Annotated in this window: 26 protein-coding genes and 1 pseudogene; 11 read left to right on the top strand and 16 right to left on the bottom strand. The window is 55.1% G+C overall.

Going from position 1 to position 24,904, the window contains the following annotated elements; all coding sequences use genetic code 11:
* Positions 1-11: 11 nt before the first annotated feature.
* The 4 genes from ACT3T6_RS15095 to ACT3T6_RS15080 form a co-directional block, all read right to left on the bottom strand.
* Entirely contained in the window at positions 12-2,006 is a 1,995-nt protein-coding gene (locus tag ACT3T6_RS15095; RefSeq protein WP_193054699.1) for a TonB-dependent receptor domain-containing protein, read from the bottom strand.
* Positions 2,007-2,127: 121 nt separating this feature from the next.
* Positions 2,128-2,292: a hemin uptake protein HemP gene (gene hemP / locus ACT3T6_RS15090; RefSeq protein WP_193054698.1), complete on the bottom strand. Its 165-nt coding sequence runs from the start codon at positions 2,290-2,292 to the stop codon at positions 2,128-2,130.
* A gap of 295 nt (positions 2,293-2,587) precedes the next feature.
* Positions 2,588-3,079 carry a YciE/YciF ferroxidase family protein gene (locus ACT3T6_RS15085; RefSeq protein ID WP_193054697.1) on the bottom strand — a complete coding sequence of 164 codons (492 nt, stop codon included), beginning with the start codon at positions 3,077-3,079 and terminating at the stop codon, positions 2,588-2,590.
* Positions 3,080-3,281: 202 nt separating this feature from the next.
* On the bottom strand, positions 3,282-3,884 hold the full coding sequence (locus ACT3T6_RS15080; protein WP_193054696.1) for a LysE/ArgO family amino acid transporter: 603 nt from the start codon (positions 3,882-3,884) through the stop codon (positions 3,282-3,284).
* Positions 3,885-4,002: 118 nt separating this feature from the next.
* Here ACT3T6_RS15080 and ACT3T6_RS15075 point away from each other — a divergent pair, with 118 nt between their 5' ends.
* From ACT3T6_RS15075 to ACT3T6_RS15060, 4 genes are all read left to right on the top strand, one after another.
* Positions 4,003-4,890 (top strand): LysR family transcriptional regulator ArgP, encoded by an 888-nt coding sequence (locus tag ACT3T6_RS15075; protein WP_172117862.1) that lies wholly within the window; start codon positions 4,003-4,005, stop codon positions 4,888-4,890.
* Between the two features lie 74 nt (positions 4,891-4,964).
* Entirely contained in the window at positions 4,965-6,056 is a 1,092-nt protein-coding gene (locus ACT3T6_RS15070) for an ABC transporter ATP-binding protein (protein WP_193054695.1), read from the top strand.
* 29 nt (positions 6,057-6,085) lie between these two features.
* Positions 6,086-7,069, top strand: a complete 984-nt coding sequence (locus ACT3T6_RS15065; protein ID WP_176372234.1) for an ABC transporter substrate-binding protein — start codon at positions 6,086-6,088, stop codon at positions 7,067-7,069.
* Complete coding sequence (locus ACT3T6_RS15060; RefSeq protein ID WP_087110902.1) at positions 7,069-8,766, top strand: ABC transporter permease; 1,698 nt, start codon at positions 7,069-7,071, stop codon at positions 8,764-8,766. Before ACT3T6_RS15065 ends, ACT3T6_RS15060 begins: the two co-directional genes overlap by 1 nt.
* Positions 8,767-8,774: 8 nt before the next feature.
* Here ACT3T6_RS15060 and madM read toward each other — a convergent pair whose 3' ends face one another.
* From madM to ACT3T6_RS15035, 5 genes are all read right to left on the bottom strand, one after another.
* Positions 8,775-9,536: a malonate transporter subunit MadM gene (gene madM, locus ACT3T6_RS15055; protein WP_193054694.1), complete on the bottom strand. Its 762-nt coding sequence runs from the start codon at positions 9,534-9,536 to the stop codon at positions 8,775-8,777.
* A 15-nt stretch (positions 9,537-9,551) separates the two neighbouring features.
* Positions 9,552-10,022, bottom strand: coding sequence for a malonate transporter subunit MadL (madL, locus tag ACT3T6_RS15050; RefSeq protein ID WP_193054693.1), 471 nt, complete (start codon positions 10,020-10,022; stop codon positions 9,552-9,554).
* 89 nt (positions 10,023-10,111) lie between these two features.
* Complete coding sequence (locus ACT3T6_RS15045; protein ID WP_193054692.1) at positions 10,112-11,647, bottom strand: malonate--CoA ligase; 1,536 nt, start codon at positions 11,645-11,647, stop codon at positions 10,112-10,114.
* Positions 11,648-11,682: 35 nt separating this feature from the next.
* The gene (locus ACT3T6_RS15040) at positions 11,683-13,020 is read right to left on the bottom strand and encodes a malonyl-CoA decarboxylase (RefSeq protein WP_226913617.1); all 1,338 of its coding nucleotides are present in this window, start codon (positions 13,018-13,020) and stop codon (positions 11,683-11,685) included.
* 315 nt (positions 13,021-13,335) lie between these two features.
* A complete protein-coding gene (locus ACT3T6_RS15035) occupies positions 13,336-14,097 on the bottom strand; it encodes an SDR family NAD(P)-dependent oxidoreductase (RefSeq protein ID WP_172117870.1) in 762 nt (253 codons plus the stop codon).
* Positions 14,098-14,352: 255 nt separating this feature from the next.
* Between ACT3T6_RS15035 and ACT3T6_RS15030 the strand changes: the two genes are divergently transcribed.
* Both ACT3T6_RS15030 and ACT3T6_RS15025 read left to right on the top strand, forming a co-directional pair.
* On the top strand, positions 14,353-14,646 hold the full coding sequence (locus tag ACT3T6_RS15030; protein WP_087110915.1) for a hypothetical protein: 294 nt from the start codon (positions 14,353-14,355) through the stop codon (positions 14,644-14,646).
* Positions 14,647-14,820: 174 nt separating this feature from the next.
* The gene (locus ACT3T6_RS15025) at positions 14,821-15,348 is read left to right on the top strand and encodes an HPP family protein (protein ID WP_172117872.1); all 528 of its coding nucleotides are present in this window, start codon (positions 14,821-14,823) and stop codon (positions 15,346-15,348) included.
* 23 nt (positions 15,349-15,371) lie between these two features.
* Here ACT3T6_RS15025 and ACT3T6_RS15020 read toward each other — a convergent pair whose 3' ends face one another.
* Positions 15,372-15,971, bottom strand: coding sequence for a gamma-glutamylcyclotransferase (locus tag ACT3T6_RS15020; RefSeq protein ID WP_172117873.1), 600 nt, complete (start codon positions 15,969-15,971; stop codon positions 15,372-15,374).
* A gap of 64 nt (positions 15,972-16,035) precedes the next feature.
* Here ACT3T6_RS15020 and ACT3T6_RS15015 point away from each other — a divergent pair, with 64 nt between their 5' ends.
* Together ACT3T6_RS15015 and ACT3T6_RS15010 are read left to right on the top strand one after the other, a co-directional pair.
* Positions 16,036-16,899, top strand: coding sequence for a sirohydrochlorin chelatase (locus tag ACT3T6_RS15015; RefSeq protein WP_193054691.1), 864 nt, complete (start codon positions 16,036-16,038; stop codon positions 16,897-16,899).
* Between the two features lie 83 nt (positions 16,900-16,982).
* Positions 16,983-18,572 (top strand): ABC-F family ATPase, encoded by a 1,590-nt coding sequence (locus ACT3T6_RS15010; protein WP_193054690.1) that lies wholly within the window; start codon positions 16,983-16,985, stop codon positions 18,570-18,572.
* Positions 18,573-18,614: 42 nt separating this feature from the next.
* On the opposite strand, the gene ACT3T6_RS15005 is transcribed toward ACT3T6_RS15010, so the two are convergent.
* From ACT3T6_RS15005 to ACT3T6_RS14985, 5 genes are all read right to left on the bottom strand, one after another.
* Positions 18,615-19,220 (bottom strand): cell division protein ZipA C-terminal FtsZ-binding domain-containing protein, encoded by a 606-nt coding sequence (locus tag ACT3T6_RS15005; protein ID WP_193054689.1) that lies wholly within the window; start codon positions 19,218-19,220, stop codon positions 18,615-18,617.
* A gap of 166 nt (positions 19,221-19,386) precedes the next feature.
* Positions 19,387-20,505, bottom strand: coding sequence for an alkene reductase (locus tag ACT3T6_RS15000; protein ID WP_193054688.1), 1,119 nt, complete (start codon positions 20,503-20,505; stop codon positions 19,387-19,389).
* Positions 20,506-20,734: 229 nt separating this feature from the next.
* A complete protein-coding gene (locus ACT3T6_RS14995; protein WP_172117878.1) occupies positions 20,735-21,106 on the bottom strand; it encodes a hypothetical protein in 372 nt (123 codons plus the stop codon).
* A gap of 144 nt (positions 21,107-21,250) precedes the next feature.
* Positions 21,251-21,991: a sulfite exporter TauE/SafE family protein gene (locus tag ACT3T6_RS14990; protein WP_193054687.1), complete on the bottom strand. Its 741-nt coding sequence runs from the start codon at positions 21,989-21,991 to the stop codon at positions 21,251-21,253.
* Between the two features lie 11 nt (positions 21,992-22,002).
* Positions 22,003-22,683 (bottom strand): transglycosylase SLT domain-containing protein, encoded by a 681-nt coding sequence (locus ACT3T6_RS14985; RefSeq protein WP_193054686.1) that lies wholly within the window; start codon positions 22,681-22,683, stop codon positions 22,003-22,005.
* 155 nt (positions 22,684-22,838) lie between these two features.
* Here ACT3T6_RS14985 and ACT3T6_RS14980 point away from each other — a divergent pair, with 155 nt between their 5' ends.
* Both ACT3T6_RS14980 and ACT3T6_RS14975 read left to right on the top strand, forming a co-directional pair.
* A complete protein-coding gene (locus tag ACT3T6_RS14980; protein WP_193054685.1) occupies positions 22,839-23,030 on the top strand; it encodes a hypothetical protein in 192 nt (63 codons plus the stop codon).
* A 180-nt stretch (positions 23,031-23,210) separates the two neighbouring features.
* Complete coding sequence (locus tag ACT3T6_RS14975) at positions 23,211-23,513, top strand: antibiotic biosynthesis monooxygenase family protein (RefSeq protein ID WP_172117880.1); 303 nt, start codon at positions 23,211-23,213, stop codon at positions 23,511-23,513.
* A 26-nt stretch (positions 23,514-23,539) separates the two neighbouring features.
* Here ACT3T6_RS14975 and ACT3T6_RS14970 read toward each other — a convergent pair whose 3' ends face one another.
* Positions 23,540-24,466: a 1,4-dihydroxy-2-naphthoate polyprenyltransferase gene (locus tag ACT3T6_RS14970; RefSeq protein ID WP_193054684.1), complete on the bottom strand. Its 927-nt coding sequence runs from the start codon at positions 24,464-24,466 to the stop codon at positions 23,540-23,542.
* 152 nt (positions 24,467-24,618) lie between these two features.
* On the opposite strand from ACT3T6_RS14970, the pseudogene ACT3T6_RS14965 reads away from it, so the two are divergent.
* Positions 24,619-24,904 (top strand): annotated as a pseudogene (locus tag ACT3T6_RS14965) (Crp/Fnr family transcriptional regulator); the annotation flags it as partial.

Raw genomic sequence — 24,904 nt, 5'->3', positions numbered from 1 at the left:
ATGGTGTGGCATTACCACTGCCAGTTGAGGGTGGCGAACAGGCTGCGCCCATCGCCTAAGCTGCCATCGGGGCGGTACCACACTTTATCGCCCAGGTTGGCCAGGCGTAGCGAGGTATCAATGGCGGGAGTGAGGCGCCAGGCCAGGTGTACATCGTGTAGCCCGTAGCCTGGCAAGCGCTCGTCATCGCCCTGTTTGTCGAAATCACGGGCAAACCGACCTTGCCAGCCCAGGCGAACATTACCGTTGTACAGTGCAATATCACTGCCTAAGGTCGCTTCCAGCGGTGTTTGATTGCCTAGCGGCGCGCCGGTGTCGCGGTCTTTGCCGGAGACTTCGGAAAGGCCTGCAAAACTGGTAAGGAAAGAAAAAGCGCTGGGCTGCCAGAAAACGCGGGCATCATAGCCCCACAGCTGGGCGCGTTGAACGTTCACGGCTTGAGTGGTGCCTGCCATAATATCGACCTGAGTATCGATAAAGTCATTGGCACGGGTATCAAAGTAGCTGGCACGCACTTGCCAATCTCCCTGATGCCAAACCACGCCGCTCTCCCAGGTGTGGCTGGTTTCAGGGACAAGATCCGGGTTGGGTATCCAATAGTTGTCGGGCGTACAGAAGAACGGCCCGGCACAGAAACCCGCAAAGTGGCGTTCATTAGCATATAACTCAGAAAGGCTCGGGGCGCGGAAAGCCTCGGCGTATCCGGTAAATAGCATCAATGCGTCGTCGGGCCGCCAGGCAACGCGAAAACGTGGGGAAATCTGGTCATGTACGCTGTTGGCCTCGCCTTGGCCGGTGGCATCGTAACGGTCATAGCGGGCGCCTAGCCCAATGTCGAATGCTCCCGCGCCGCCCTCCGTCAGGTAACGGCCGGCGGTGAGCGTTGTATCCAAGTAGGCTGCTTGCGTATCAATATCGGCACGTGGGAAACCATTCGCATCGCCTTCAGGACGTTGGCGGGCCTGCTCCAGTTCAGCACCAAATACCAGCGTTTGAGAAAGCCAGCCATGCTCCATTCGGTGATAGCCGTCGCTTTGCAGCCCCGTACGCTCCAGAGTGCGGCTGGCCCTTGGCTCATCAATATCTTGCTGGCTAAAGGTGAGTCGTGAGGTGATCTCGGTAGCCGCACCTGGCTGCCAACGGTGGCCGAGTTGCACATTGTTGCTCTGAACGTCGCGGTCGCGCAGCGGGTTGCTGGCATCTGTAGAGCGCTGTTGCGGATTAGCGGGTTGGGTGGTGTGCTCGTCGTAATGTTGCCAGCTAACAAACACCCGCTGGTCGTCATCCGGCTGCCAGCCACCTTTTAGTAACAGGCTGTTGAGCGAGGCATCTTCATCGGCCATCTCGCCACCGGCGCGACGAATATCACCGGACTTGCTACGGCCTATGGATAGAAGACCATCGACGCGGCCACTTGATGTATCACGACGACCAAAAGCGGTAAGGCTGCCACGTAACTCGTCACTGGCGCTTGCGCCACCGACAGAAAGCCGTACACCGCTTTCCTCGTCGGGCGCAAGCAGGTCATCGGCATCTACGCTGTTAAAACTAACCACACCGCCCATCGCGTTACTACCGTAAAGGCTAGAGAGCGCTCCGCGAGCAATCTGGACATTTTGAATCAAGGCGGGATCAAGGAAAAAGTTACCGATATGACCCGTGGAAATATCTTGCCGAACACCATCCAGGCGGACCAGTACGCCCTCACGGCCAAAGCCACGCAGGCTCAGCGTTTGGCCGTTGCGGCGCCCTTGTCCTGCAACGTGTAGGCCAGGCTGACGGCTTAGTATGTCTTCCACTCGACTTGCGGTGGCCAACACAGCATCATCGCGCTCAATAATATCGATGATGAGTGGGGCACGGGAAAGATCCGTGGGCGCTCGTGTACCGGTGACAGTGACAGGATCAAAGGAGTGAGGCTCAATCTCTGGTTGCGCCAAGGCAGGTGCTACCAATAGAGGGCAAAACGTAAGATAAAGCGGGCAAAGCGAGTAAGCGCGTTTCATGGGCCAGACCATTCCAACAATAAGAAGGTAATAGGTGCTGGCTGGGTGCGTCGGCTACCTGGCTGGCATTAAGCTTGGGACGTACTAATAGCAAATGCTAAGGGGGCGTAACGGTCAGTTGTTAAGCCGTTAAAATAAGCTTTCCGCTTTTGGTAAAACGTAGCAGATAGCGCCGGTTTTCGTGATGAATCACCAACTGGCCTTCTGACCCCAGTAACTCTCGACTTTCCACTTCACGTGGTGGCGGTGTTTTCTCCCGCGAGGTGCTTTTTTCCATGCTGCACATGAGATGAAATTCCCTATGCTAATGATAGTTATTATCGATAAGATATCAGCCTGTTTGCGTTAACTCAAGCATCAACTATGGGTTGGCTAAGGCCAAACCAGGGCAGGCAGAGATCAAAATGGGAATCGTGAGGAGAGGATGTGAGCGAGCCGTTACGACATAATGCGCCCACAATAGGCGATCAATAGCATCAGGGCAGTTCCGTTAATAGCTGGCTCCCCCTGCTACGAATAATATCTGATAGTCGTAATAATGGGTGTGAGCCAGCTATTGAGACCCGTTTGCCAAGCAGCCGTTAACCCGCTTTTTTGTTAACGTTGGCTTCTGCCAGTTTGCTTAGCTTGTCGTCTGTCGATTTCTCTTCTTTAAGTGTTTCGGCCAGGATTTTTTTAGCGTCTGTATAGCCTAACTGCTCGGCAAGGGCGCAAAGAGTGCCGTATGTCGCAATCTCGTAGTGCTCTACTTTTTGCGCTGCGCCAATTAAGCCTGCATCTCGTACAGGGCCTTTCTCGGTGGCTTCAATGAGTTCCTGGCCTTCTTCAATCAAGCCTTCCATCGCGTGGCACTTGATTCGCTTGATACGGATATCCGGCAGGCTATCCGCGACTTTCTCAAGCCGCTCCAACTGGCCTTGGGTTTCTTCAAGGTGGTGTTTGAAAGCGTCGGCTAATTGAGGGTCGTCAGCTGCGCGGGCCATCTTGGGCAGCGCCTTAGTTATCTGCTTTTCAGCACTGTTCGTATCGGAAAGCAGATGAATGAAAAGTTCCTTGGCATTTTTAATAACCATCAGTCGGCTCCTTCTCGGTTAATAAAGCATTATCCGTAATGAAAGACGGAAGCCATTTAAAGCTAGCAGGGATTTAGGCACTCAAGTGTTTATAAAAGTTAAGCTTTAAATTGAAAATTAGTTGGCGCGTGGTTAAATTTTTTATTTTAGAAAGTAGTATTAATCTACGTTAAAAGTTTAAAGCTCTCATACTATGGATGGGCTACAACCCTTCTGTCATCAGTTGGACAGCAATCGTCAACATCATCATCGCAACCCCAATATCGATTAGCCGCCAGGTAAAGGGGCGTGATAGCCAAGGCGCCAGCCAGGCAGCGCCTAGTGCCAAGGCAGTAAACCAGAGTGCTGAGCCACTGGCAGCCCCCATGGCATAGGCGCCGGGAATAGGTTGCTGAGCACCGAGTGAGCCGATCAGCAATACGGTATCAATATAAACATGCGGGTTGAGCAGCGTTACCGCGAGTGTCGCCAGTATGACCGCAGCAAGAGAGCGTGGGGGCGTACCGCCTGCCTCAAGCGCGTTAGGGCGCCAGGCACGGCGTAGTGCCTGGCTTGCGTACCAAAGCAGAAACGCAGTCCCGCCCCAGCGAGCAATGGCCAATAGAAGGGGGTTCTGAGCCAGCAGGTTCGCCAAACCAAACACGCCAGCAGTCACCAGCACGGCATCGCAAACAATGCACAGCAGAGCGACCGGAATATGATGTTCGCGGCGCAGGCTTTGCGAAAGCACAAACGCATTTTGAGCGCCAATCGCCATGATTAACCCCATCCCAACCAGCAGGCCATTGCTGTAACTCTGCCACATGCTCTCTTTCCTGTTATGAAGTGCGTTATGAATATTGCAGTGAATATCGCTGGCCAGTGTGCGGAGATTACCTGTATAAGAAAAACGAATAATGCTGATGTCTCATTAGGAAAAGTGATTGCTGGATTACAAATTATTGGCGGCGTTGGCCGCCGTCATAGAGCAGGGTGGTTTTGAGCGAGGCGCGCAGGTGCTGGGGTTATCGCAGTCAGCTATCTCCCAGCGGATCAAACTGCTTGAAGCGCGTATTGGTCAGCCCGTTCTGGTGCGTGCCACACCGCCTGCGCCCACCGAGGTAGGACGCCAACTGCTTAACCATGTGCAGCAGGTGCGCTTACTTGAACGCGACTTAAAGGGGCAGGTGCCGGTATTAAGCGAGGCCGTACCGGAACGCCTGCGCTTGGCAATTAATGCCGATAGCCTGGCGACGTGGTGGGCATCAGCGGTGGGGGATTTTTGTGCCAACCAGAACGTGTTGCTGGAGCTGGTGGTGGAGGACCAAGAGGTAGGACTAAAGCGCATGCGTGCTGGTGAAGTAGCAGGATGTGTCTGTGCTGCCGAGCGTCCGGTTGCGGGTGCCAACAGCGTAGCGTTAGGTGCCATGCCTTATCTTGCCGTGGCAAGCCCGGCCTTTGTCCACCGCTACTTGGCAGAAGGCATCAATGCCCAGGCGTTGGCCCGCGCACCGGCAATCGTGTTTGGAACCGATGATCAGCTACAGCATCGTTTTTTGGCGGAACTTGGCGCAACGGGAGGGTTTGATTATCACCTATGCCCCTCTTCAGAGGGCTTTGTACGACTAATGGAAAGCGGGCTTGGCTGGGGGATGGTGCCAGAGCTTCAAGTGCGAGATGAATTGATTAAAGGCACGCTGGTGGAGTTGATGCCGGGGCGCGCTATTGATGTGCCTCTTTACTGGCACTATTGGCGCAGCGGGGGCCGCCTGCTAACCGAGTTAACGCAGCACCTTTGCCGTGAAGCAAAAGAGGCATTGGTGCCGCTTTAACGGTCATTGCCGCTGTCAAACGACTGTCATCATTTTTGGTTAGGGTACTTCCTTTTGATGACGGTGCTAACCCCATGCCCATTCCTGCGCTTGCTATTGAAGGTTTGAATAAATCGTTTGACGATAAAAAAGCGCTGGATGGTATCGACCTTCACCTATCGAGCGGCAAAGTGCTGGCTCTGCTAGGCCCCTCTGGCTGTGGTAAAACGACATTACTGCGCTGTATCGCTGGGCTAACCGGCATCGATAGCGGACATATTTCCCTGAATGGGCAGCTTGTGGCTCAGCCTCAGTGTCATTTGAGCCCCAACGATCGAAAGCTCGGCATGGTCTTTCAGGATTATGCGCTCTGGCCGCATATGAGCGTGGCGCAAAACGTAGCGTTTCCTCTGGAAATGCAAGGTGTTAACCCTAAAGCGCGCGAAGAGCAGGTAGCCTGGGCGCTGTCGCTGGTCGGCCTTGGCGACTATGCCGACCGCCAGCCGGGGTCGCTCTCCGGCGGGCAGCAGCAACGCGTTGCTCTGGCACGCGCCATCGTGGCCAAGCCCAGGCTTTTGCTAATGGATGAGCCGCTCTCCAATCTGGATAAAGGGCTTCGCGACAATCTGGCGCTGGAAATCAGAGCCCTGATAGAAGAGCTCGCCCTGACGGCCGTTTTTGTCACCCACGATCAGCACGAAGCCTTTGCCCTGGCTGATGAGGTGGCAGTGTTGCAAGAGGGGCGTTTGCAACAGGTAGCCTCCCCGGAAGCGCTTTATCAAGCGCCCGCTACCCCCTCGATTGCCGCGTTTATCGATGCCGGTGCGGTGCTTGATGGACACTTCGATGCAGATGGCTTTCATGTTGCTGGCCAAACGTTACGCGTCATGGCTCACCGTGATTACACCGGCCCGGCACGCCTTCTGCTACCTCGCCGGGCACTTACACTGACGTCGCCAACTCAGGCTGACGTGATTGCCAAGGTAAAAGGTCGGCTGTTTCAGGGCGACCACACCGCACTAACGCTGTCGCTTAATCAACATACCCATATAAAACTGCGCGTACATGGCACGCTGGTGCCATCGGAATCCGTTGGCCTGACGGTAGACGTCGCATCACTACGCGCCTGGCTACCCACTGGCGAGGCGCTTTCCTGTTCCCCTCTGCATGCTGCGGAGCTTTGCTAACACATTTATCCCACTATAAGGAATGTCGCATGCTTTCTCGATTGCTTTCCCGCTCTGCGCTGGTGTCGCTTACGGGCGCCGCAATTTTTAGTCTGGGTAGTCAAGCTCATGCTCAGGCGTTGACGATCTACTCGGCAGGGCCGAACTCGCTGATTGAACGTCTGGCGGCCGATTTTACCGAGCAAACCAATATCGATGTGAATGTGTTTCAAAGTACGACAGGCCAGGTAATGGCCCGGTTGGAAGCCGAGCGTGCCAATCCGTTGGCAGATGTCGTCATTTCTGCCTCTTGGGATAGCGCTACGTCGCTTTCGGAAGATGGTCTCTTGCACGCTTATCGATCTTCTAATGCGGCCACTGTGCCTGATTTCCTGCAGGCGGATGACTACGTCGCCCAAGGCGTTTCGGCGCTGTCGCTGGTCTGGAACCAAAATAGTGATACGCCGCCACCCAGCGACTGGTCTGATCTGACTGACCCGGCTTACGCCGACCAGGTAACTATGCCTGATCCCGCTCAGTCGGGAGCTGCTTTTGAGCTGGTGGCCGGCCTTTTGACGGCGACGGGAGAAGACGCAACGTGGTCGTTGCTGGAGGCACTGATGGACAACGGTATGGTGGTGCCCGGGCCTAATGCGCGCGCGCTTAACCCCGTATTGCAGGGCGCCAAGTCTGTTGTGTTTGGCGCCGTCGACTATATTGCGCTTACCCAACAGGAAAGCGGCGAGGCGATTGAAGTCATTTTCCCCGAAAGTGGTACGGTTATCGCGCCGCGCCCGATGATGATTCTTGAGTCCAGCGCTATGCAACATGAGGCCGAGCAGTTCATCGATTTTGTGCTCTCTGATCAAGGCCAGCAGCGGGTTGCTGAAAGCTACCTGATGCCAGCACGTAACGATATCGAAGCACAGCGCCCGACGCTGAATGAGCTGACGCTGATTGATATCGATAGCGAAGCAATGAACGAGCAGCGTGACGTCATTCTGGAACGCTTTCGTGGGCTGACGGGCGGGTGATGAAGTCGATCAAAGCCCTCAACCTGCCCCGTTTGGACGGGGCAGGCATCGTGCTGTTGCTCACGGTGCTGATACTGCTTTTATTGGTGGGCTTGCCGCTACTGTATATCGTTTTGCAGGCCATTTTTCCGCTATGGTCGCGCGGTGATCTCTCTGGTGCTTTTACACTGTTCGTGCCAACGCTTGTCGACCCTGCACTGCTTAAACTGCTGGGCAATACGCTGCGGCTGGGCCTTGCCGTGGTCTTGGCCTGTGCCGTGCTGGCCATACCGCTTGGCGCGCTGCGGGCGCTTACCCGTGTGCCGGGCGGCGCTATTTGGGATCTGATTTTTCTGATTCCGTTTATGATTCCACCGTATATCGCAGCGCTCTCCTGGATGTTGACGCTTCAGCCGCGTGGCTATGCGCAGCAGTTAATGGGTATCGAAGCGAGCCATTTTCTATTCTCTTTCTACGGCATTGTGTTCGTGATGGTTCTGAACGTCTTTCCCGTGGTCTATTTTGCCGTTTCGCGCACTATGATGAGTGTGGGTGGGCGCTACGCGTCGGCCGCCCGCGTTTGTGGGGCAGGCAAGTGGCAGGCGCTTTGGCGCGTCACGCTGCCACTCTCGACGCCCGGTATTGCGGCCAGCCTACTGCTGGTTTTTGCACTCACGATTGAGGAGTTCGGCACGCCAGCCACGCTGGGCGCTCAGGCGGGCTATCACGTTTTGGTGACCGGGATTCATCAGCGCTTTTCCGACTGGCCAATCGATATCCCCGGCGCTGCCGTGCTGTCACTGTTGCTTGTGATGCTGGCGATGGCCGCCTTCTACGTCCAGCACTGGCTGGTAACGCGGCGTTCGTTTATCAGCCAGACCGGCAAGCCAGCGACGGGGGAGCGCGCCGAGCTTGGAAAATGGAAATGGCCGACCTTAGTGCTTTTTTCAGCCGTGGCGTTTATCTCGGTTGCCGTCCCCCTGCTGGCCGTATTGGCGACAGCGCTGACGGGAACGCTGTCGGGCGGGCTTACGCTGGATAACCTGTCGCTACGCCACTTCGAGGCGCTGTTTGCCAATCGTGGCGGTGCCATGCAGGCATTGGGAACGAGCTTGAGCCTGGCCGTTGGTGCCGCTTTGCTCACAGGTGTATTGGGAGCCCTGGTTGGCTATATGGTGGTGCGCGCTCAAGTACGTGGCAAAGGGATGCTCGATTTACTGTCGTTGCTGCCCAACACCCTGCCTGGGGTCGTTGTCGCAGTAGGTTTGATTCTGGCGTGGAACCAGAGCCATTGGCCCATTCAGGTGTACAACACCGGGGCGATGCTGCTGCTGGCGTATGCGTGCCTGCTGCTTCCTTACCCTGTGCGTTATGCCAGTGCGGCTTTCCGGCAGATGGGGGAGAGCCTGGAAGCAGCTGCCAGAGTGTGTGGTGCCGGGTTTGTCACGACATTTCGGCGTATCTTGCTGCCGGCGCTGGCGCCGAGTCTTCTGGTATCCATGCTGCTGGTGTTTGCCATCGCTTCCAGAGAGCTGGTGGCATCACTGATGGTGGCGCCGGCAGGCATGAGCACCGTATCGACATTCGTATTTGGACAATTCGAGCAGGGCTCACCGGGAGTGGGAATGGCGATGAGCGCCGTGGCGATTTTTACCACCACGGCGCTATTGGTCGGGCTAACGGCCTTCAGCCGCAAACGGTTGCCCATCGCCAGCTAGATACGCCTTTAAAAAACGGCGCGCACAGCAAGGTACAGCACCGAAGGGGCAAGCAGTGCGCCTAGCCCGGTATAGAAAGTGGCCGTCATCGCGCCGTAAGGCACCAGTTTCGGGTCGGTGGCAGCTAAACCCGCTGCTACGCCACTAGTGGTACCCATCAAGCCACCAAAGATCATCGCAGAGCGCGGGTTGTCCAGACCGATATGGCGGGCTGCGATGGGAGTCAGCACCATCACCAGAATCGATTTGAAAAGGCCTGCTGCAATCGAAAGCGCAATAATGTCGGAAGAGGCGCCAATGGAGGCGCCGGCAATGGGGCCAACAATGTAGGTGACGGTACCGGCACCAATGGTGGTGAGCGAGACCGGGTCCCGATAGCCAAATGCGTAAGCCACGGCAACACCCGCTACGAAGGACACAATAACGCCCAAAAACAGTGCGATGATACCGCTAAGGCCCGCTGCGCGAATTTCTTGGAAGCGCACCCCGTAAGCTGTGGCGATAATGGCCAAGTCGCGCAGCATGCCGCCACCCATTAGCCCAAGCCCTGCAAACAGGCTGATATCGGCAAGCCCACGGCTACCACCGGTATGAATGCCGCCAAAGTAAGCGAGTGCCAGGCCCACCATAATCGCAATGGCTGAGCCGTGAACGCGGCCCTTGGTCAGCTTGTCGCTGACCAGATAAGAGATATACATCGCACCGCCTACCAGCGCAAAGGCGGCGATTAGATGCTGTTTTTCGAGCTGAGTGACGAACGATTCAATCATAACGATAGCCTCAGGTTAGCGGGCCGTGCGCGTGCGCGCAGACGCCGGAGAAGATGAAGAGGTTTTGACCCGAGACTTACTGGCCTTACTGGCGCTTGAAGCAGACGCAACCGCTGTCGTGGATGAGGATTTCGGATGACCGAGACGAGTGAGAAAGGGCACCAATGCAAAGCTTGCGGCAACGGCCACCAGGCTTGCCAGGAGCGCGATCATCCCACCATCGAAGGCAGCGGCAACATCTTGACTCGCCGCCATGGCCACCACAATGGGGATATACATACCGTTCCAGAAGGTGATGCCGCTTTCGGTACCGCTGGGCATTTTTCCCTTGTCCATCAGGTAGCCGCCCAGAAAAATCAGCATCAGCATGGCAATACCGACGCCGCCTACGTTGGAATTGACGCCAAGCAGCATACCCAGCACATCACCAGCCCATAGACCACCCAACATACACCCTGCGAGCAGGGCAACTCCGTAAATCACCATGGCAATCTTCCTGTTTTATCGTTGTTGTATGAAGCTTTCTTTAACCGCAGTCAGGGCTTAGCCCTTCCCCTGCGGCGCGGGATCCAGCATCAAGCGTTAGCGGCGGTGTGCTCCTTTTTAAAGGTGTCAGCGTAGGTGTTACGCAACTGATTCTTCTGCACTTTGCCCATAACGTTGCGAGGGAGCGCATCGGCAAAGAAAACCCGCTTGGGCTGTTTGTAGCGTGCTACCTGGTCCTTCAGCGCGGCCAGTACCAGTGCTTCGCTAATGGCGTCTGAAGCACTGGGGACCACCACGGCGACGACCCCTTCGCCAAGGTCGCTATGAGGCACACCAATAACGGCCGACTCCATTACGCCGGGCAGGTCATCAATTAACTGCTCAATCTCTTTCGGGTAGACGTTGTAGCCGCCGGAGATCACCAAGTCCTTATCGCGGCCCACGATATTCAGGTAGCCCTGGTCATCCATCAGGCCTAAATCGCCGGTAATGAAAAAGCCGTCATCACGAAACTCCGCCTTGGTCTTTTCGGGCATGCGCCAATAGCCCTGAAAAACGTTAGGCCCGCGTAGCTCGACCATGCCGGTTTCCCCTTGGGCAAGTGCGGCGCCACTTTCGCGGTCGGCAATCCGTACTTCTACGCCCGGCAAGGGCTTGCCCACGGTGCCTGGCCGACGCTTCCCATTGTAGGGGTTGGAGGTGTTCATGTTGGTTTCGGTCATGCCGTAACGCTCAAGAATGGCGTGGCCGGTACGTGCTTCAAACGCTTCATGGGTTTCCGCCAGCAGCGGCGCCGAGCCCGAAATAAACAGGCGCATATTGGCAACGATATCGCGGTTTAAACGCGGCGAAGCGAGCAGGCGGGTATAGAAAGTGGGTACGCCCATGAGCACGCTGGCATGGGGCATCAGATCAAGCAGCTCATCCACGTCCAGCTTGGGTAGGAACGTCATTGACGCGCCGTTGATTAGCGTAATGTTGCACGCTACAAAAAGCCCATGGGTATGGAAAATCGGCAGGGCATGGATCAGATGATCGTGCTCGGAATAGTGCCACGCCTCGCTCAACGCCTGGCTGTTGGAGGCCAGGTTCTGGTGGCTTAGCATGGCGCCCTTGGAGCGCCCGGTGGTCCCCGAGGTGTACAGGATGGCCGCCAGGTCGTCGGCCGACACCTCGCACACCTGTTCGGTTTCGGAGGCCTTGTCGACCTTCTCCATCAGGCTGCCGTCGGCGTTGGTGCCCAGGCTTTCTACATGGGCAACGCCGCTGGCGATAGCGCGGGCATGTTGCAGCACCTCTGGGCGGCAAACATAAACGTGTGGCTCGGCATCTTCCAGAAAGTAGGCGATTTCGCTGTCGGTATAGGCGGTATTCAGTGGCAAATACACCGCGCCGACCTGAAGGCAGGCAAGATACAGCATCACGATCTCAGGGCTTTTGTCGACCTGTACGGCCACTCGGTCGCCCGGTGAAACGCCCAGCTCAAGCAGGGTGCTGGCCATTTTTCGACTGGTAGCGAGAACATCGCTGTACCGGTAGCGCTTGCCGTTGAGCGTATCCATCAGCACCTTATTGGACTGACGTTCAAAATGCGGATAGAACTTGAGATAAAGATTGTGGTTCATGAAAGGGTCCTTTTTATTATCCAAAGCGCTCGCTGTTAGGCGTTCGCTTCACTGTTGAAATACTGGCCTGCCTGATTGGCTAAACGGCGAATGTCATTGGCACATACCACGCTATGGTTGCGAGTATAGGCTTCGTGGTTTTGCTCAATACGCTCCAACTGATAGAGGTAGTTAACCATCAGGCCGTGGGCCTGTTGCAGCCCTTTGGATGAGGTGTCACCCAGCCAATTCAGCCGATGAAGGCTGGCGCCATTGCCTAAATGAAAACGCGCGACCGGATTGAGCGGTTGGCCACTACGGTGCTTGGCCTCGGTTAAGTAATAGGCGGCCAGGCGCATGAACTCTTTATGCGCGGCGGCGGGCAGCTCGGTTGCTTCATGGTCCTGTAAAAAGGTGCCTAGCGTCTCTGACAGTACCAGTGACTGCGAGGCACGCTGCTCGGCGAGCCAGTCGGCGAAACCGGGTACCGGCGAAAGCGTGACAAAGTTCTTCAACTGCGGCAGCTCGCGGCTAAGCTCCTGTACGACTTGCTTGATCAAAAAGTTGCCGAACGACACCCCTTTAAGTCCTGCCTGACAGTTGCTGATGCTGTAGAACACCGCAGTGTCGGCTACCTCCAGCGGCACTTCTTCGCCATGTTCCAAAATACGCTGAACGTTGTCGGGGATGCCTTTACAAAGCGCCACTTCCACAAAAATAAGCGGCTCGTCGCCGGTGGCCGGGTGGAAAAAGGCGTAACAGCGACGGTCATCTGGATCAAGGCGGCGGCGCAGGTCGCGCCAGTCGCTGATGGCATGCACCGCCTCGTATTGAATGAGCTTTTCCAACACGGCGGCGGGCGTATTCCAGTCGATGCTTTCCAGCACCAGAAACCCCCGGTTAAACCAGGAATTAAACAGATGCGAGAAGTCGCTGTTGAGCGCGGCAAGCTCTGGCGTATGGCGCAATTGCTTGAGCAGGTCGGCACGCATCTTGACCAGCTCGAAGGTGCCGCCTGGGCAAAGGTTCAAACGGCGCAATAAATCCTGACGACGCGGTTCACAAGCGTTAAACAGTTGTTCCAGCGCGGCGTTATCCTCCGACGCACAGTACGCTTTATAGGCGCTATGGATGGCGCTAGGCTCAGCGGCATAGTCGCTGGCCAGCAGCGAAAAGAACGCCAGTCTCTCCTCAGGCGCCAACTGCTGATAATGAGTGAGCGCACGCTGGGCGGTCATTATCTGGGAGGCTTCACCGCCACGCTCCATCAGCGTTGCACAGGCTGATGAGAGAGCTTGCAGGTGCGCACCACTGCTTTGTGCGGTGTTAGACGCGTTACCCAAGAGACGTGTACGCGTACTGATATTGGAGAGTAGCCCTTGAAGAAACGTCATGTTCACATTCATGCACATCGACCTCTGGATGGGCGGTCCCTTGGCAGGGCACGCTTGATGGCGTGGAGAAATTTATTAGGCGCCTTGTTATATATAACAAATAGAGGTTTAAAATATTTAGGTCAAGCATGGCAGGGGTAGACATAAGGTGAAGGCTTAGAGAAAAGCGCGTGAGAATAGCGGGTTAGCCAGCAAAAAGGACAGGCAGAGAAGCCTAATAAAGGGCTGCTGTACGAGTGAACACTGGTGAAGGAGAAGCGTAGTATCACCCGTGCAGCAGCATAAAAAGCAGAAGCGTGTTAGTGGATTGCGACGTTATACAGGGTCGCGGTCAACATTAAGTGGCGACCATGCCTGGCGCACGGGCATGATTTCCAAGCGATTAATATTAATATGCGCGGGCAGTGTGGCGAGATAGTAGAGCTGCTCGGCAATGTCTTCGGCCTGAAGCGGCGTAGTACCGCGATACAGTGCATCGGAGGCTTCCTGATTGCCTTTCGTGCGCACCAGGGTGAATTCGGTTTCCGCCAGGCCCGGGGCAAGGTCGGTAACCCGTACGCCAGTGCCTAATAAATCGCAGCGCAGGTTGTAGCTAAACTGTTGAACAAACGCTTTGGAGGCGCCGTATACATGGCCGCCTGGGTAAGGCCACTGGCCTGCTACAGAACCAAGATTCAAGATGCTGGCACCTTTACCATGCGCCAGTAGCAGTGGCATCGCGGCGTGAGTGACGTTGACCAGCCCGGTGATGTTGGTATCAATCATGGTATGCCAGTCGTTGAGGTCGACCTGCTGCGCAGGCTCGGGCGCCAGTGCCAAGCCTGCATTATTGATCAAGCAGGTGAGCGGCAAAAAGCGCTCGGGTAAATTGCTGATAGCGTTGGTGACCGCGTCGCTATCGCGTACATCAAGTGTCAGGGTTAATACCGGCACCTGCTGTGAAAGCTCGCTCTCAAGCGCTTTCAAGCGCTCTTCCCGGCGGCCAGTCAAAATCAATGACCAGCCTGCTTTTGCAAAACGCTGGGCGGCGGCCTTACCAAAGCCGGATGTTGCACCGGTAATTAAAACGCTGGGCATTGCGAAGACTCCTTTATTGGGCGGACACAATAGATTCAGTCCTAATGTAGCCTGTTTCGCTTGGCTTCTTGAAGGCTTAATGGTGGCTTAATGGCTATTTAGCTCTATATCGTCGGGGCTAGCTTGGCTAGATAAGAGCACAGCCAGCGACTCAACGTCGTTGGTATGTGCATGTGCCGAGCGCATTATTTTGCCCGTTGCTGGGTTTTAGCTGACAATGCCAACCAACACGATGGTTACGTTTGAGGATATTGCATGCAGGCAAACGGTTTTTTTGACAGGGTGGGGGAAACCATCGGCGATGTAATTCGTACAGTGGTTGAGTTCCTATTGGCTATTTTTACCAACTTCTTCGGTGCCCTTGAAGAGTTTGTCGATGGGCTCAGTCGTTCGCTGGGGATCAACGCGTCATTTTTTAGCCTTCTGGTGTTAATCATAGGGCTTTATCTATTGTGGGGTGGTGTGCGAGCGCTGCTGCGCGGGTCACTGTTTGGCGCCATTGTGCGGATTTTGTTGGCGCTATTTATTCTTTCTTGGCTCATTATGTAATCAGTCTCAGTATTAAGATGCTTAAGTAAGCTTGCTAAGTATCTGTATTAATGGCGTTAATCGTTTCTCTCGTTAATGTTTTGAAACGTATTCATAACGCTATGACCATTTATCATTTGCCTATTTGGTGCAATTTGCCATCATTTCGCACTTCTTTAGTGCAATGAGAGCGAGATGAAAACGTATCTTGGCAAAATGCGGGGCGAACGTATTCAGCGCAATCGGGTAGGTTGGCAGGATGCTGTATGGTCATGGTTGGGCGCATTTACCGGTATGGCGGTGATTTGCTGGTTAAGCTCGGCATGGCTTTCCCAGCAGTTGCTGATTGTGGGTTCGTTTGGGGCAACGTCGGTACTGATCTATGCCGCACCGGAAAGTCCGTTTGCGCAGCCCAGCCATGTGCTGTTTGGCAGTGTCCTGTCAGCGTGTATTGGGGTGGGCTGTTACCAGCTTTTGGGGGCAACGCCTCTTTCCATGGCGCTTTCGGTATCGCTTTCCATTCTGATTATGCAATTAACCCATACGGTGCATCCGCCCGGCGCTGCTGCGGCGCTTATTGCGGTAGGTGGCGGTGCCAGTGTGCATAATCTGGGCTGGTGGTACCCGCTGCTTCCTATTGGTATGGGCAGCGTGGTGATGCTGGCGATCGCAATTTTGGTTAATAACCTGGCACGCCATCGCCGCTATCCGCGCTATTGGTAGTGTCCGTACGATTGATAGTGCAACTAAAGGCGGTTTAACTGCTGCTCCAACGCGAAAATATGCGCATCATCGACGTTTAAATGCCGCAGTGCCTGGGCCAGGTTAACCAGGTAGTCACGGTTGGGGCCGCTAGGGCCAGACGCGTGAGCAATCTGGCGGGCCATATCATCAAGCGGCGCTGGGCCCAGAAAGGCGGGGTTATCGTCGGTTGCCAGATACACCAGCCCTTGCGTTTGCGCTTGATCACCCTCGTTAGTGCTTGAGTCACTGTCCGTAACATTGTCCGTAAAAAACAGGGGCGTTAACTCGCGCAAGTAGCCATTTTTCTCACGGTGATCCAACGGCGCTAACGTCTCGGGAGTAATGCGGTAGGCCATGCCGTGGCAAATAGCCCCTGGGACAGGCGTGAGAGTGACCACGCGACCAGGCGCTTCCAGCGTGCCACGATGATCATGGGAACCCTGCCAGAAGCGGCGCTCCCAACCGGTAATATAAGCACTGCGTTTTTCCAGGAAGGGAAAGTCCGCTTTCCAGATCAGCGATCCGTACCCGAAAATCCAGATTTCCGCATCTGCATCGAAGCAGTGGCGCTGCTGGTTGATGGCAGTAGTATCGATCAACATGGGCCCCGTCACGTGGTTTAAAATGCCATGGTAACATGATCGGGTACTCTCCCCTGGAGCACTCATGCGCGCTATTTTTCTGGTCGATAATGGCTCATTACGCCCGGCCGCCACCCGCAATTTACGCCGTATAGCGGCCTTGCTCAGCCAACAAACAGGCGAGACGGTGTGCGCCGCGTCACTGCTCCACTCCCATAAAATCCCGGCTGATGAACTAGGGGGCACTCCCGCACTTACCCTTGGGCCAGCCGCCGAGCGCAGCGCGGAGCAAGGGGCTACCGAGATCATCGTTTTGCCGTTCTTTTTTGGGCCAAGCAAGGCCTTGACCGACTATCTACCCGAACGTATGGCGACCCTACAAGCGCGCTTTCCTAACGTGAGTGCGCGAGTTGCCCAGCCGTTGGTGGACGAACGGGGGGATAACGATCTGCGGCTGGCCAGGCTGTTGGCTGACAACGTACGCGAGCATCTTAACGATACGCGCCCCCGGGTTGCGCTTGTCGACCATGGCAGCCCTATTCCTGAAGTTACGGCCGTGCGCAATCGGCTGGCCGGGCAGTTGAGCGTGCTGTTAGCGGATGAGGTTGCTTGCGTGGCCGCAGCGTCCATGGAACGGCGTGAAGGTGAGGCGTATCGCTTTAACGAGCCGCTGTTGCAAAACCTGCTGAATAATCCCGATTTTCACGATGGGCCGGTCGTTCTGGCGATGCTGTTTCTCTCGCCGGGCAGGCATGCAGGAGAAGAGGGTGATATTGCCGAGATTTGCCAGGACGCTCAACAGCGTCACCCTGCGCTTAATGTTGTGGCCACAAGGCTGGTCGGTGAACATTCCGGTATTGTCGATATTTTGCACTCTCGGCTATGCCAAGCGATTGATGGGCAACGCTTTCTGCTGGAGCTGCCCGCGCCCGGTAGCACACTGCGTTAGGCGAAGGGTGTAACGTTGTCCAAGAGCGCGTAGAATCGCGAGCCTTTGTACGCGCAATTACTCCGCTAACCAGGGTCACCATCTTGATCGCAACCGCCAATATCACCATGCAGTTCGGGGCCAAGCCTCTGTTCGAGAACGTCTCCGTCAAATTCAACAACGGCAATCGCTACGGGCTGATTGGCGCTAACGGTTGCGGCAAGTCGACCTTTATGAAGATTCTGGGTGGCGAGCTTGAGCCAACCTCCGGCCAGGTCATGCTGGATAACAGCACGCGGCTGGGCAAGCTGCGCCAGGACCAGTTCGCCTATGAGAATGAGCGGGTCATCGACACCGTGATCATGGGCAATACCGAACTTTGGAAGGTTGCTGCGGAACGCGAACGTATCTACAGCCTGCCGGAAATGAGCGAAGAAGATGGTATGGCCGTGGCCGACCTGGAAGTGCGTTTCGCTGAGCTGGATGGCTACACTGCCGAATCCCGTGCCGGTGAATTGCTTCTGGGCTTGGGGATTCCCATCGAGCAGCATACCGGCCCAATGAGTGAAGTGGCTCCCGGTTGGAAGCTGCGCGTGCTGCTTGCCCAGGCACTGTTTTCTGACCCTGATGTACTGCTGCTCGACGAGCCTACCAACCACCTGGATATCAACACGATCCGGTGGCTGGAAGATATTCTGACGGCGCGTAACAGCACCATGATCATCATTTCTCACGACCGCCACTTCCTGAACAGCGTATGTACGCACATGGCGGACCTGGATTACGGTGAGATCACTCTGTTCCCGGGTAACTATGACGACTACATGACGGCAGCAACTGCTGCGCGTGAGCGTCAGCACTCGGATAACGCCAAGAAAAAAGCCCAAATTGCTGAGCTTCAACAGTTTGTTAGCCGCTTTTCGGCGAACGCCTCGAAAGCCAAACAGGCCACCTCGCGGGCGCGCCAGATCGATAAAATCAAGCTCGAAGACATCAAGCCTTCCAGCCGGGTAAGTCCGTTTATCCGCTTTGACCAGAACAAGAAGATTCACCGTAATGCGGTCAACGTTGACGCAATTACCAAAGGCTACGATGACGGTGCGCCGCTGTTTGAGCGCTTCTCCATGTCCGTCGAAGCGGGTGAGCGTATTGCGATCATCGGCCCCAACGGTATCGGCAAAACGACCCTGCTGAAAACCCTGGCGGGCGACCTGCGACCCGATCAAGGCGAAGTGAAGTGGACCGATGCGGCCGAGGTAGGCGTCTTTGCCCAGGATCATGCCGATGACTTTGCCGTCGATATGACGCTCTTCGAGTGGATGGGGCAGTGGACCCAGGGGGGCGAGCAAGTCGTACGCGGTGCGCTGGGGCGCATGCTGTTCTCAAGCGACGATATTGGAAAGTCCATCAAGGTCATTTCCGGCGGTGAACAGGGACGCATGCTGTTTGGCAAGTTAACCCTGACTAATCCTAACGTACTGCTGATGGATGAGCCGACCAACCACCTGGATATGGAATCCATTGAGGCGCTAAACCTCGCGCTGGAAAACTATCCCGGTACGCTGGTGTTTGTCAGCCACGACCGTGAGTTCGTGTCGTCACTCGCCACACGCATTATCGATATGCAGCCCGACGGCATTGTCGACTTCAGTGGCAGCTATGACGATTACCTGCGCAGCCAGGGCGTGGTGTAAACAGCACCATCATCAACGGCTAAGGCATTGAGCGTGAACTCATCAGCCGATAATGGAGGCGTAGGTCGCTTCCGTTACCGGCTGGTGGTGGATATCCAATACATCCGCGTTTAAAAGGCTGCCTACTTCTTTGGCCAGCTCCACATACACGTACATCTGCTGATTGCGGCGTTTGTGCAGCGGTGGTTTAACGATCAAGCTGATACCCCGAACCGCTTCAGTGCCTTGCTCATTCCGGTACAGGTCAGGTAATTCACCCGGCAAAAAAGCATTCGTGACGGTGATGGGATTGGCAGGCTGTTGGCCGCTAATCAAGAACACATGCTTGAGCGAGTCGTACTGGGCATTATGGCTTTTCAGCCACTCGGCCAAACGTTGGTCAGTGCTCTCTCCCGGCTGATTAAAAAGAATAAACAGCGAATGCTGTTTAAACGTTTGGGCGGGCTTGGCCGCTGCCTCAGGCTCAACGGCAGGTTCAGGCGTTGGCGGGGTTGCGGCGGCTTTAGCCGCTATTTTGCGTGCGATAGCGCGGGCGCGCCGACGCTTATGCCAAGGCACCACAATGTAGATAAAAATAGCGGTAGCAATGCCAGCCAATAGCAATGAGGCCACAGAAAGTAGTAATACAGTGGTGTTATTATTATCCATCGGCATTCAATCCAGTTTAAAAAGCAGCGGCAGTTATAGCGTTTAAAAGACGTGACCTGGTAATCAGAGCTTTTATAGTAACAGCGTTCTAACATGAATATATATGCAAAAAGCACCACACAAGTGGTGCTTTTTGCTGTTATGAACACGCATTTACGTCGGCGTATTAACCAATACGATCATAACCGTTATCCATAAATGGGTAATCGGTATAGCCTTTCTCGTCGCCACCGTAGAAGGTGGCGTGATTAGGCTCATTCAATGGTGCGTTCTTATAAAAACGCTCTGCCAGGTCGGGGTTGGCGATATACGGACGGCCAAAGGCGGCGGCTTCCGCGTTGCCTGAACCGAGCAGGGCCTCGGCACGTTCGGCGTTATAGTTACCGCAGTAGACCAGGCTGCCGCTAAAGCGCTCACGCATCTGCTCGCGAAAACCGTCAGGGAACTGAATGTCGCCACCGGCCCAGTTGGGCTCGTTAAGATGCAAATAGGCAAGGCCACGTTTGGAAAGCTGATCCGCCATATAGAACGCCATTGCTTCAGGCTCATCGTCGGTTAATCCAAACAGCTCGATAAACGGCGTCATGCGGATACCAACTCGGTCAGCGCCAAATACGTCAACAACGGCATCGACCACTTCCAGCGGGAAGCGCGCACGGTTTTCCAGCGAGCCACCGTATTGGTCGGTACGCTGGTTAGTGCCGGTGGCCAGGAACTGATTCAACAAATAGGCGTTGGCCGCGTGCACTTCAACCATGTCGAAACCCGCACGCTTGGCACGCACCGCCGCCTGGCGGTAGTCATCCACAATGCCGGGGATCTCGTCGGTTTCCAGCGCGCGCGGTGTGCTGGTGGGGTGCTGGCCTGCGCTACCGTCTTCAAACTCAACAAAACACTGGGCGCCTTCACCTTTAAGCGCACTGGGCGCGACCGGCTGTTCGCCATTGGGTTGCACCATCTCGTGGGAAACACGCCCAACGTGCCAAAGTTGCAGCGCAATTCGACCGCCTTTGGCATGCACCGTATTGACGACTTCCTTCCAGCCCGCTTCCTGCTCATCGGTCCAAATGCCTGGGGTGTAGACGTAACCACGGGCAGTAGGGGAGATATTGGTTGCTTCACTAATAATCAGGCCTGAACCGGCCCGCTGCCCATAGTAGGCTTGCTGCCGTTTGCCAGGCACACTATCCGGTGTGCGTGCGCGTGTGAGCGGTGCCATGATGACGCGGTTAGGAATCGACAGACTACCAAGTTGGGTCGGGGTAAAAAGTGCTTCAAATGCCATTCAGCTAACTCCTGTTGCGTGCACTGCTTTAAAGTGATGACACAATAGACCAGTTTACTAGTAAGCGCCAACCACTCTTCCTTGTGATTTGTTATGAGGTCGCCAGGCATAAAACAAAACCCCACCTTGATAAAGATGGGGTTTGGATGACTCATTGATGGCGCCGTTGATTAACAGCGTACCGGGCTAGTGACGTGCCTAAGTAACGATGTACCTGAGCGCGATGAACTCAATCTCGCTGCCAAGGCCAGCGCCGTTTAGGAGGTATGACGATTAGCTGAAGGGCATTGTTGAGTGGCAGCATAATCGCGGCTAACTGCCGGTGACAGATAGCGCTATTGAGTACACCAGGGCACTGTTTTAGCAGTAGCTCGCACTGTTGGGCGGCGAGAAAAATTTGCTCAACTACTTGAGGGGCAAATAGCGGTTTGGCCTCTTTGCAGCAGCGGTTAAGTTCTCCGGCCAGCATCGAAAGCATTCCAGTATCCAGCCAGCAGGGCAGCGGGTCGTCTAGCCGTCCTGCAATTGAGTGCTGAATCGCCTCGAACGAGGTTCGTAAGAACCCAAGGGTTTGGCGAAGCTGTCGCTGCTCACTGGTCATGTTATTTGCCTGCACTTCGTCAATAAGTCGTCGATAAGAGAAAGAGAGTGTTTCTCATTTTCATCTATCGAGACGATAGCGCCAGTTAATGAAGGTGTCAATAAATGGTATGCGCCTTATCGTACCCGCTTAGAATCGGCGCGTTTACAGGCTTAACAAGTACACTCCTTGGGCAAAATAGAAAATGCCAATACCGGTCACAATCCAGCGTGTCCATGTACGGAAGTTGGCATCGGTAAGGCGATGTAACACATGTGTACCTACTTGGGTGCCCAGGATAGCCAGCGGCGCAGCCAGCAGTACCATGCCCCAATCCCCAGCACCTAGTGCCAGCGCAGCACTCAAGTAGAAGAGAATTTTAATACTATGCGCGACCACCTGAATCATTGCTTTAGTGGCCACCACTTCACGGCGGTCCATCCGAGAACGTACAAAGAAGATATCGATCAGCGGTCCGGATACACCGGCGGCAATGGTTAACCCACCCGATGCCATGCCGCAAAGCAGCGCGTGGCTCGTTCGGTTGGCGTTGAGGTGGAACCAGCGTTTGGGCATCCACACCAGAATGGGCATCAAGCCAATTAACAGTGACACCGTGGCGGCATTGGCGCTATAGCCAAGCAACACCAGCAGCCCGGCGGCGCTTATTACGCCTAGCGTCATAAACGCGACCGTTCGCCAGACAATAAAGCGCCGTGATAACCATGCCCGCGACCCGTTAGCGGTAAGCTGAATGGCCCCATGAACGGCCATGGCGCTGGCCGCCGGGAACGCGAGCAGCAGAAACCACATCAGTACCAGCCCGCCCGCCATGCCGAAGATACCCGATAACATCGAGGTGAAAAAAACTACAAAAACAAAGAACGAACCGATGAGTAGGGACATGTTAAAACTGCTTAGCTACGGCAAAAGGGCCAGACCTGATAAAAACGGCGGCATTGAAATTCAGCTTCACAAGCATTGAGCTGGGATTGATAACGGTTTGTGCGAGCGACGATCTGCCGTGCTGCGTTGATTACCTGAGGCTTGCTCTGGTACGTGCCACGTCGATACCCGCCTGCGCCCTCGTGGTAGGCGTAATAGAGATGCTCAGGATTGGTTAATGAAATGCCTGCTTGCTGCTGAGATCGGTGGTTGTACCAGCCGATGAAGTCGGTGGCGTGCTTCATGCTGGTGCGTCGCGCAAACAAGCTACCTGCCTGCTCCTGGTACTCTCCCCATACCGGGTCCTGCGCTTGGGCATACCCTTTTGCCGAAGAGGGGCGGGGGCCGGGGATAAAGCCCAGGTAATACTTGCGGTCAGGACGAATGTGGCTTTTAAAGGAAGACTCCTGCTGAATAAACGCCATTTGCGTCGCAATGGGCGTTCCCCACTTCTCCTGAGAGTCGCGTGCATAGTCGTACCAGGTGGGCTGTTCGCGGAATATCTCGCAGATATTGCTCTGGTCTTGTGGTGGGTTGGGGGCAAAGGTCGCACAGCCAGAGAGCAACAACACACACGCTAATCCTACCCAGCTGCGCAGTGTTAGCAGTGAAGATGAAAGCGCAGCGTTAAAATTATCAACAGGGCGGAGCATGCAGAGTTCCTTGTGGATAACAGCGTCATTGATAACAGGGCTATTGATAATCGTGTTATTGATAGCCGCCAGCACTAATACTGTTTAAGGGCTAGAGTTTATACGTACTAAAATCAGATTGTTATTGGTCGTTAGCGTAAGTTGGGAAATGGGTGATGAAAATTCTAAACGGGATGTTTTTTCCCGATGGGTTTGGAGCTTTTGATTTCCTGCCCGTTGAGCGACTCTGGCTGCTGGGTGGCGCAGCAGTAGACTCGTTAAGTGTTCACTGGATGAGTCCGCTAGCATCAACAGGCGACAGCCAAACCACTGGCTGCCGCCTGCCGACCAGGCAACAAGAAGGTTAATCCAGCACTTCAGGCTTGTTGGCATCTGCTGGTGTCAGCAGATAATAGAGCGCGGGCACGACCAGCAGCGCAAGCAGCTTTCTTCTAAAGCCTAAGCTGTTCGTTACTTAACGGTGACGTTACCATCTAGTTATCGCCGTGTAACTAACTTGGCAGGACCAACCCAGCAGGAGAGTTGTCATGTATATCGCAATGAACCGTTTTCAGATTGCCCCAGGCCGCGAAGAGGATTTTCTGGAGGTGTGGCGTAAGCGTGATTCGCACTTGAGCGACGTGCCCGGATTCAAACAGTTCAACATGTTGCAGGGCGCAAGCCAGGAAGAGCACACCGTGTTTATTTCCCACAGTGTATGGGAGTCGGAAGCGGCTTTCCGCGCCTGGACCCAGTCAGAGGCGTTTCGTAAGGCCCATGCGGGCGCCAAGTCACCGGAAGGTATCTATCTGGGGCCGCCCAAATTTGAAGGTTATGAGGTCGTGCTTTAAGCACGGGGCAAGCGGCTTGGCCTCTCTTAATAGAGCGCCAGGCCGAGTGAGAGCAGTACACTGTAAACCAGCGTCGATAGCGCGGTTTTTTTCAGCATGCCGGTAAGCGTTTCACCGTCGGTGGTGTGGTGTAGCGTTCTGGCAGCGTCTGTTAACGGTTTGGCAACCAGTAGGCAGCTCCAGCTAAGCCAGGGGGCGGGCAGTGCGACCAGATAAATCACGGTGAGCAGCAGCGCCATTGCCAGCAATATCCAGTGGTAGGTAATGGCGTTAGCGCGGCCCAAGCGCACCGCCAGGGTGATCTTGCCGTTGCGCGTGTCGCTTTCGATATCGCGCACGTTATTCACGTTCAATACAGCGGTTGCCAGTAACCCGCAAGCGGCCGCGGGCAGTAGTGTAAGCCCGTCCAGTTGTTGTGCATGCAGGTAGTACGTGCCGAGTACCCCTAACAAGCCGAAGAAGATAAAGACCGCAATATCTCCCAGCCCCCGGTAGCCATACGGCGTGCCACCCAGCCCTACGGTATACGTGACCGCGGCCAGCAGCGCGGCAGCACCCAGAAGAATAAAGATGAGAATGGACGCCCACTGATTGCCAAAAGCCGTCAGCAGTAGCAACAGTCCACACAGGGCGGCAACGACCGCCATCACCACCATTCCACCGCGCATGGCGCGTGGGCTTAGTAGACCTGAAGAGACAGCGCGAACCGGGCCTATGCGCTGGTGATCATCCGCCCCCGTCGCCGCATCGCCGTAATCATTGGCCAGGTTTGAAAGCACTTGCAGGGCAATCGCCGTTAGCAGGGCAAGGAGTAGCACGCTCGGATTAAACCCTTGTGCGTGCGCCGCAAGGCCTGAGCCAAGCAGGATAGAGGCACATGCCAAAGGTAGCGTACGAGGCCGGGCCGCTAATAACCAAACCTGGAACGGGCGGTGCTTGTCGGGTTGATCCATTGCTTTGGTGTCCTGGTCGTGATGACGTTAAATGACTAAAAGGGCGTGCGTAGCTATGTATTATTAAGTGCTAAAAAGTAGACCTGCGTCAAAAGAAGCAGCGGTGTCTTATCGCAAACTATTGTTAATCCCTCTTAATAGGAGTTAATTCGATGATCGGCGACTTATTTAGACAAAGCAAATATGCAGCGCTTGTTTGGCTAGCCTTCCGGCTTTATCTTGGGATTACCTGGCTCAGTTTGGGAATCGGCAAACTGACGGGCGGTTTTGATGCGCAAGGGTTCCTGAGTAACGCGGTGGCGAACCCTGTAATGCGGGAAGGGAGCATGGTGTATCCCAACTACGTTGCTTTTTTGGAGTATTTTGCGCTGCCCTATGCGGGTATGTTTAATGTGGTGATCCCGCTTGGGGAGATACTCGTGGGGTTGGGCTTGATCG

Source organism: Halomonas sp. 72, from assembly GCF_052379785.1.
Lineage (GTDB): Bacteria > Pseudomonadota > Gammaproteobacteria > Pseudomonadales > Halomonadaceae > Vreelandella > Vreelandella citrativorans.
This window is presented reverse-complemented; position numbering and strand designations above follow the sequence as displayed.

Coding starts and splice junctions, on each gene's coding strand:
- ACT3T6_RS15095 (WP_193054699.1), bottom strand. CDS start 2,006: ATGAAACGCGCTTACTCGCTTTGCCCGCTTTATCTTACGTTTTGCCCT.
- hemP (WP_193054698.1), bottom strand. CDS start 2,292: ATGTGCAGCATGGAAAAAAGCACCTCGCGGGAGAAAACACCGCCACCA.
- ACT3T6_RS15085 (WP_193054697.1), bottom strand. CDS start 3,079: ATGGTTATTAAAAATGCCAAGGAACTTTTCATTCATCTGCTTTCCGAT.
- ACT3T6_RS15080 (WP_193054696.1), bottom strand. CDS start 3,884: ATGTGGCAGAGTTACAGCAATGGCCTGCTGGTTGGGATGGGGTTAATC.
- ACT3T6_RS15070 (WP_193054695.1), top strand. CDS start 4,965: ATGCCCATTCCTGCGCTTGCTATTGAAGGTTTGAATAAATCGTTTGAC.
- ACT3T6_RS15065 (WP_176372234.1), top strand. CDS start 6,086: ATGCTTTCTCGATTGCTTTCCCGCTCTGCGCTGGTGTCGCTTACGGGC.
- ACT3T6_RS15060 (WP_087110902.1), top strand. CDS start 7,069: ATGAAGTCGATCAAAGCCCTCAACCTGCCCCGTTTGGACGGGGCAGGC.
- madM (WP_193054694.1), bottom strand. CDS start 9,536: ATGATTGAATCGTTCGTCACTCAGCTCGAAAAACAGCATCTAATCGCC.
- madL (WP_193054693.1), bottom strand. CDS start 10,022: ATGGTGATTTACGGAGTTGCCCTGCTCGCAGGGTGTATGTTGGGTGGT.
- ACT3T6_RS15045 (WP_193054692.1), bottom strand. CDS start 11,647: ATGAACCACAATCTTTATCTCAAGTTCTATCCGCATTTTGAACGTCAG.
- ACT3T6_RS15040 (WP_226913617.1), bottom strand. CDS start 13,020: ATGACGTTTCTTCAAGGGCTACTCTCCAATATCAGTACGCGTACACGT.
- ACT3T6_RS15035 (WP_172117870.1), bottom strand. CDS start 14,097: ATGCCCAGCGTTTTAATTACCGGTGCAACATCCGGCTTTGGTAAGGCC.
- ACT3T6_RS15030 (WP_087110915.1), top strand. CDS start 14,353: ATGCAGGCAAACGGTTTTTTTGACAGGGTGGGGGAAACCATCGGCGAT.
- ACT3T6_RS15025 (WP_172117872.1), top strand. CDS start 14,821: ATGAAAACGTATCTTGGCAAAATGCGGGGCGAACGTATTCAGCGCAAT.
- ACT3T6_RS15020 (WP_172117873.1), bottom strand. CDS start 15,971: ATGTTGATCGATACTACTGCCATCAACCAGCAGCGCCACTGCTTCGAT.
- ACT3T6_RS15015 (WP_193054691.1), top strand. CDS start 16,036: ATGCGCGCTATTTTTCTGGTCGATAATGGCTCATTACGCCCGGCCGCC.
- ACT3T6_RS15005 (WP_193054689.1), bottom strand. CDS start 19,220: ATGGATAATAATAACACCACTGTATTACTACTTTCTGTGGCCTCATTG.
- ACT3T6_RS15000 (WP_193054688.1), bottom strand. CDS start 20,505: ATGGCATTTGAAGCACTTTTTACCCCGACCCAACTTGGTAGTCTGTCG.
- ACT3T6_RS14995 (WP_172117878.1), bottom strand. CDS start 21,106: ATGACCAGTGAGCAGCGACAGCTTCGCCAAACCCTTGGGTTCTTACGA.
- ACT3T6_RS14990 (WP_193054687.1), bottom strand. CDS start 21,991: ATGTCCCTACTCATCGGTTCGTTCTTTGTTTTTGTAGTTTTTTTCACC.
- ACT3T6_RS14985 (WP_193054686.1), bottom strand. CDS start 22,683: ATGCTCCGCCCTGTTGATAATTTTAACGCTGCGCTTTCATCTTCACTG.
- ACT3T6_RS14980 (WP_193054685.1), top strand. CDS start 22,839: ATGAAAATTCTAAACGGGATGTTTTTTCCCGATGGGTTTGGAGCTTTT.
- ACT3T6_RS14975 (WP_172117880.1), top strand. CDS start 23,211: ATGTATATCGCAATGAACCGTTTTCAGATTGCCCCAGGCCGCGAAGAG.
- ACT3T6_RS14970 (WP_193054684.1), bottom strand. CDS start 24,466: ATGGATCAACCCGACAAGCACCGCCCGTTCCAGGTTTGGTTATTAGCG.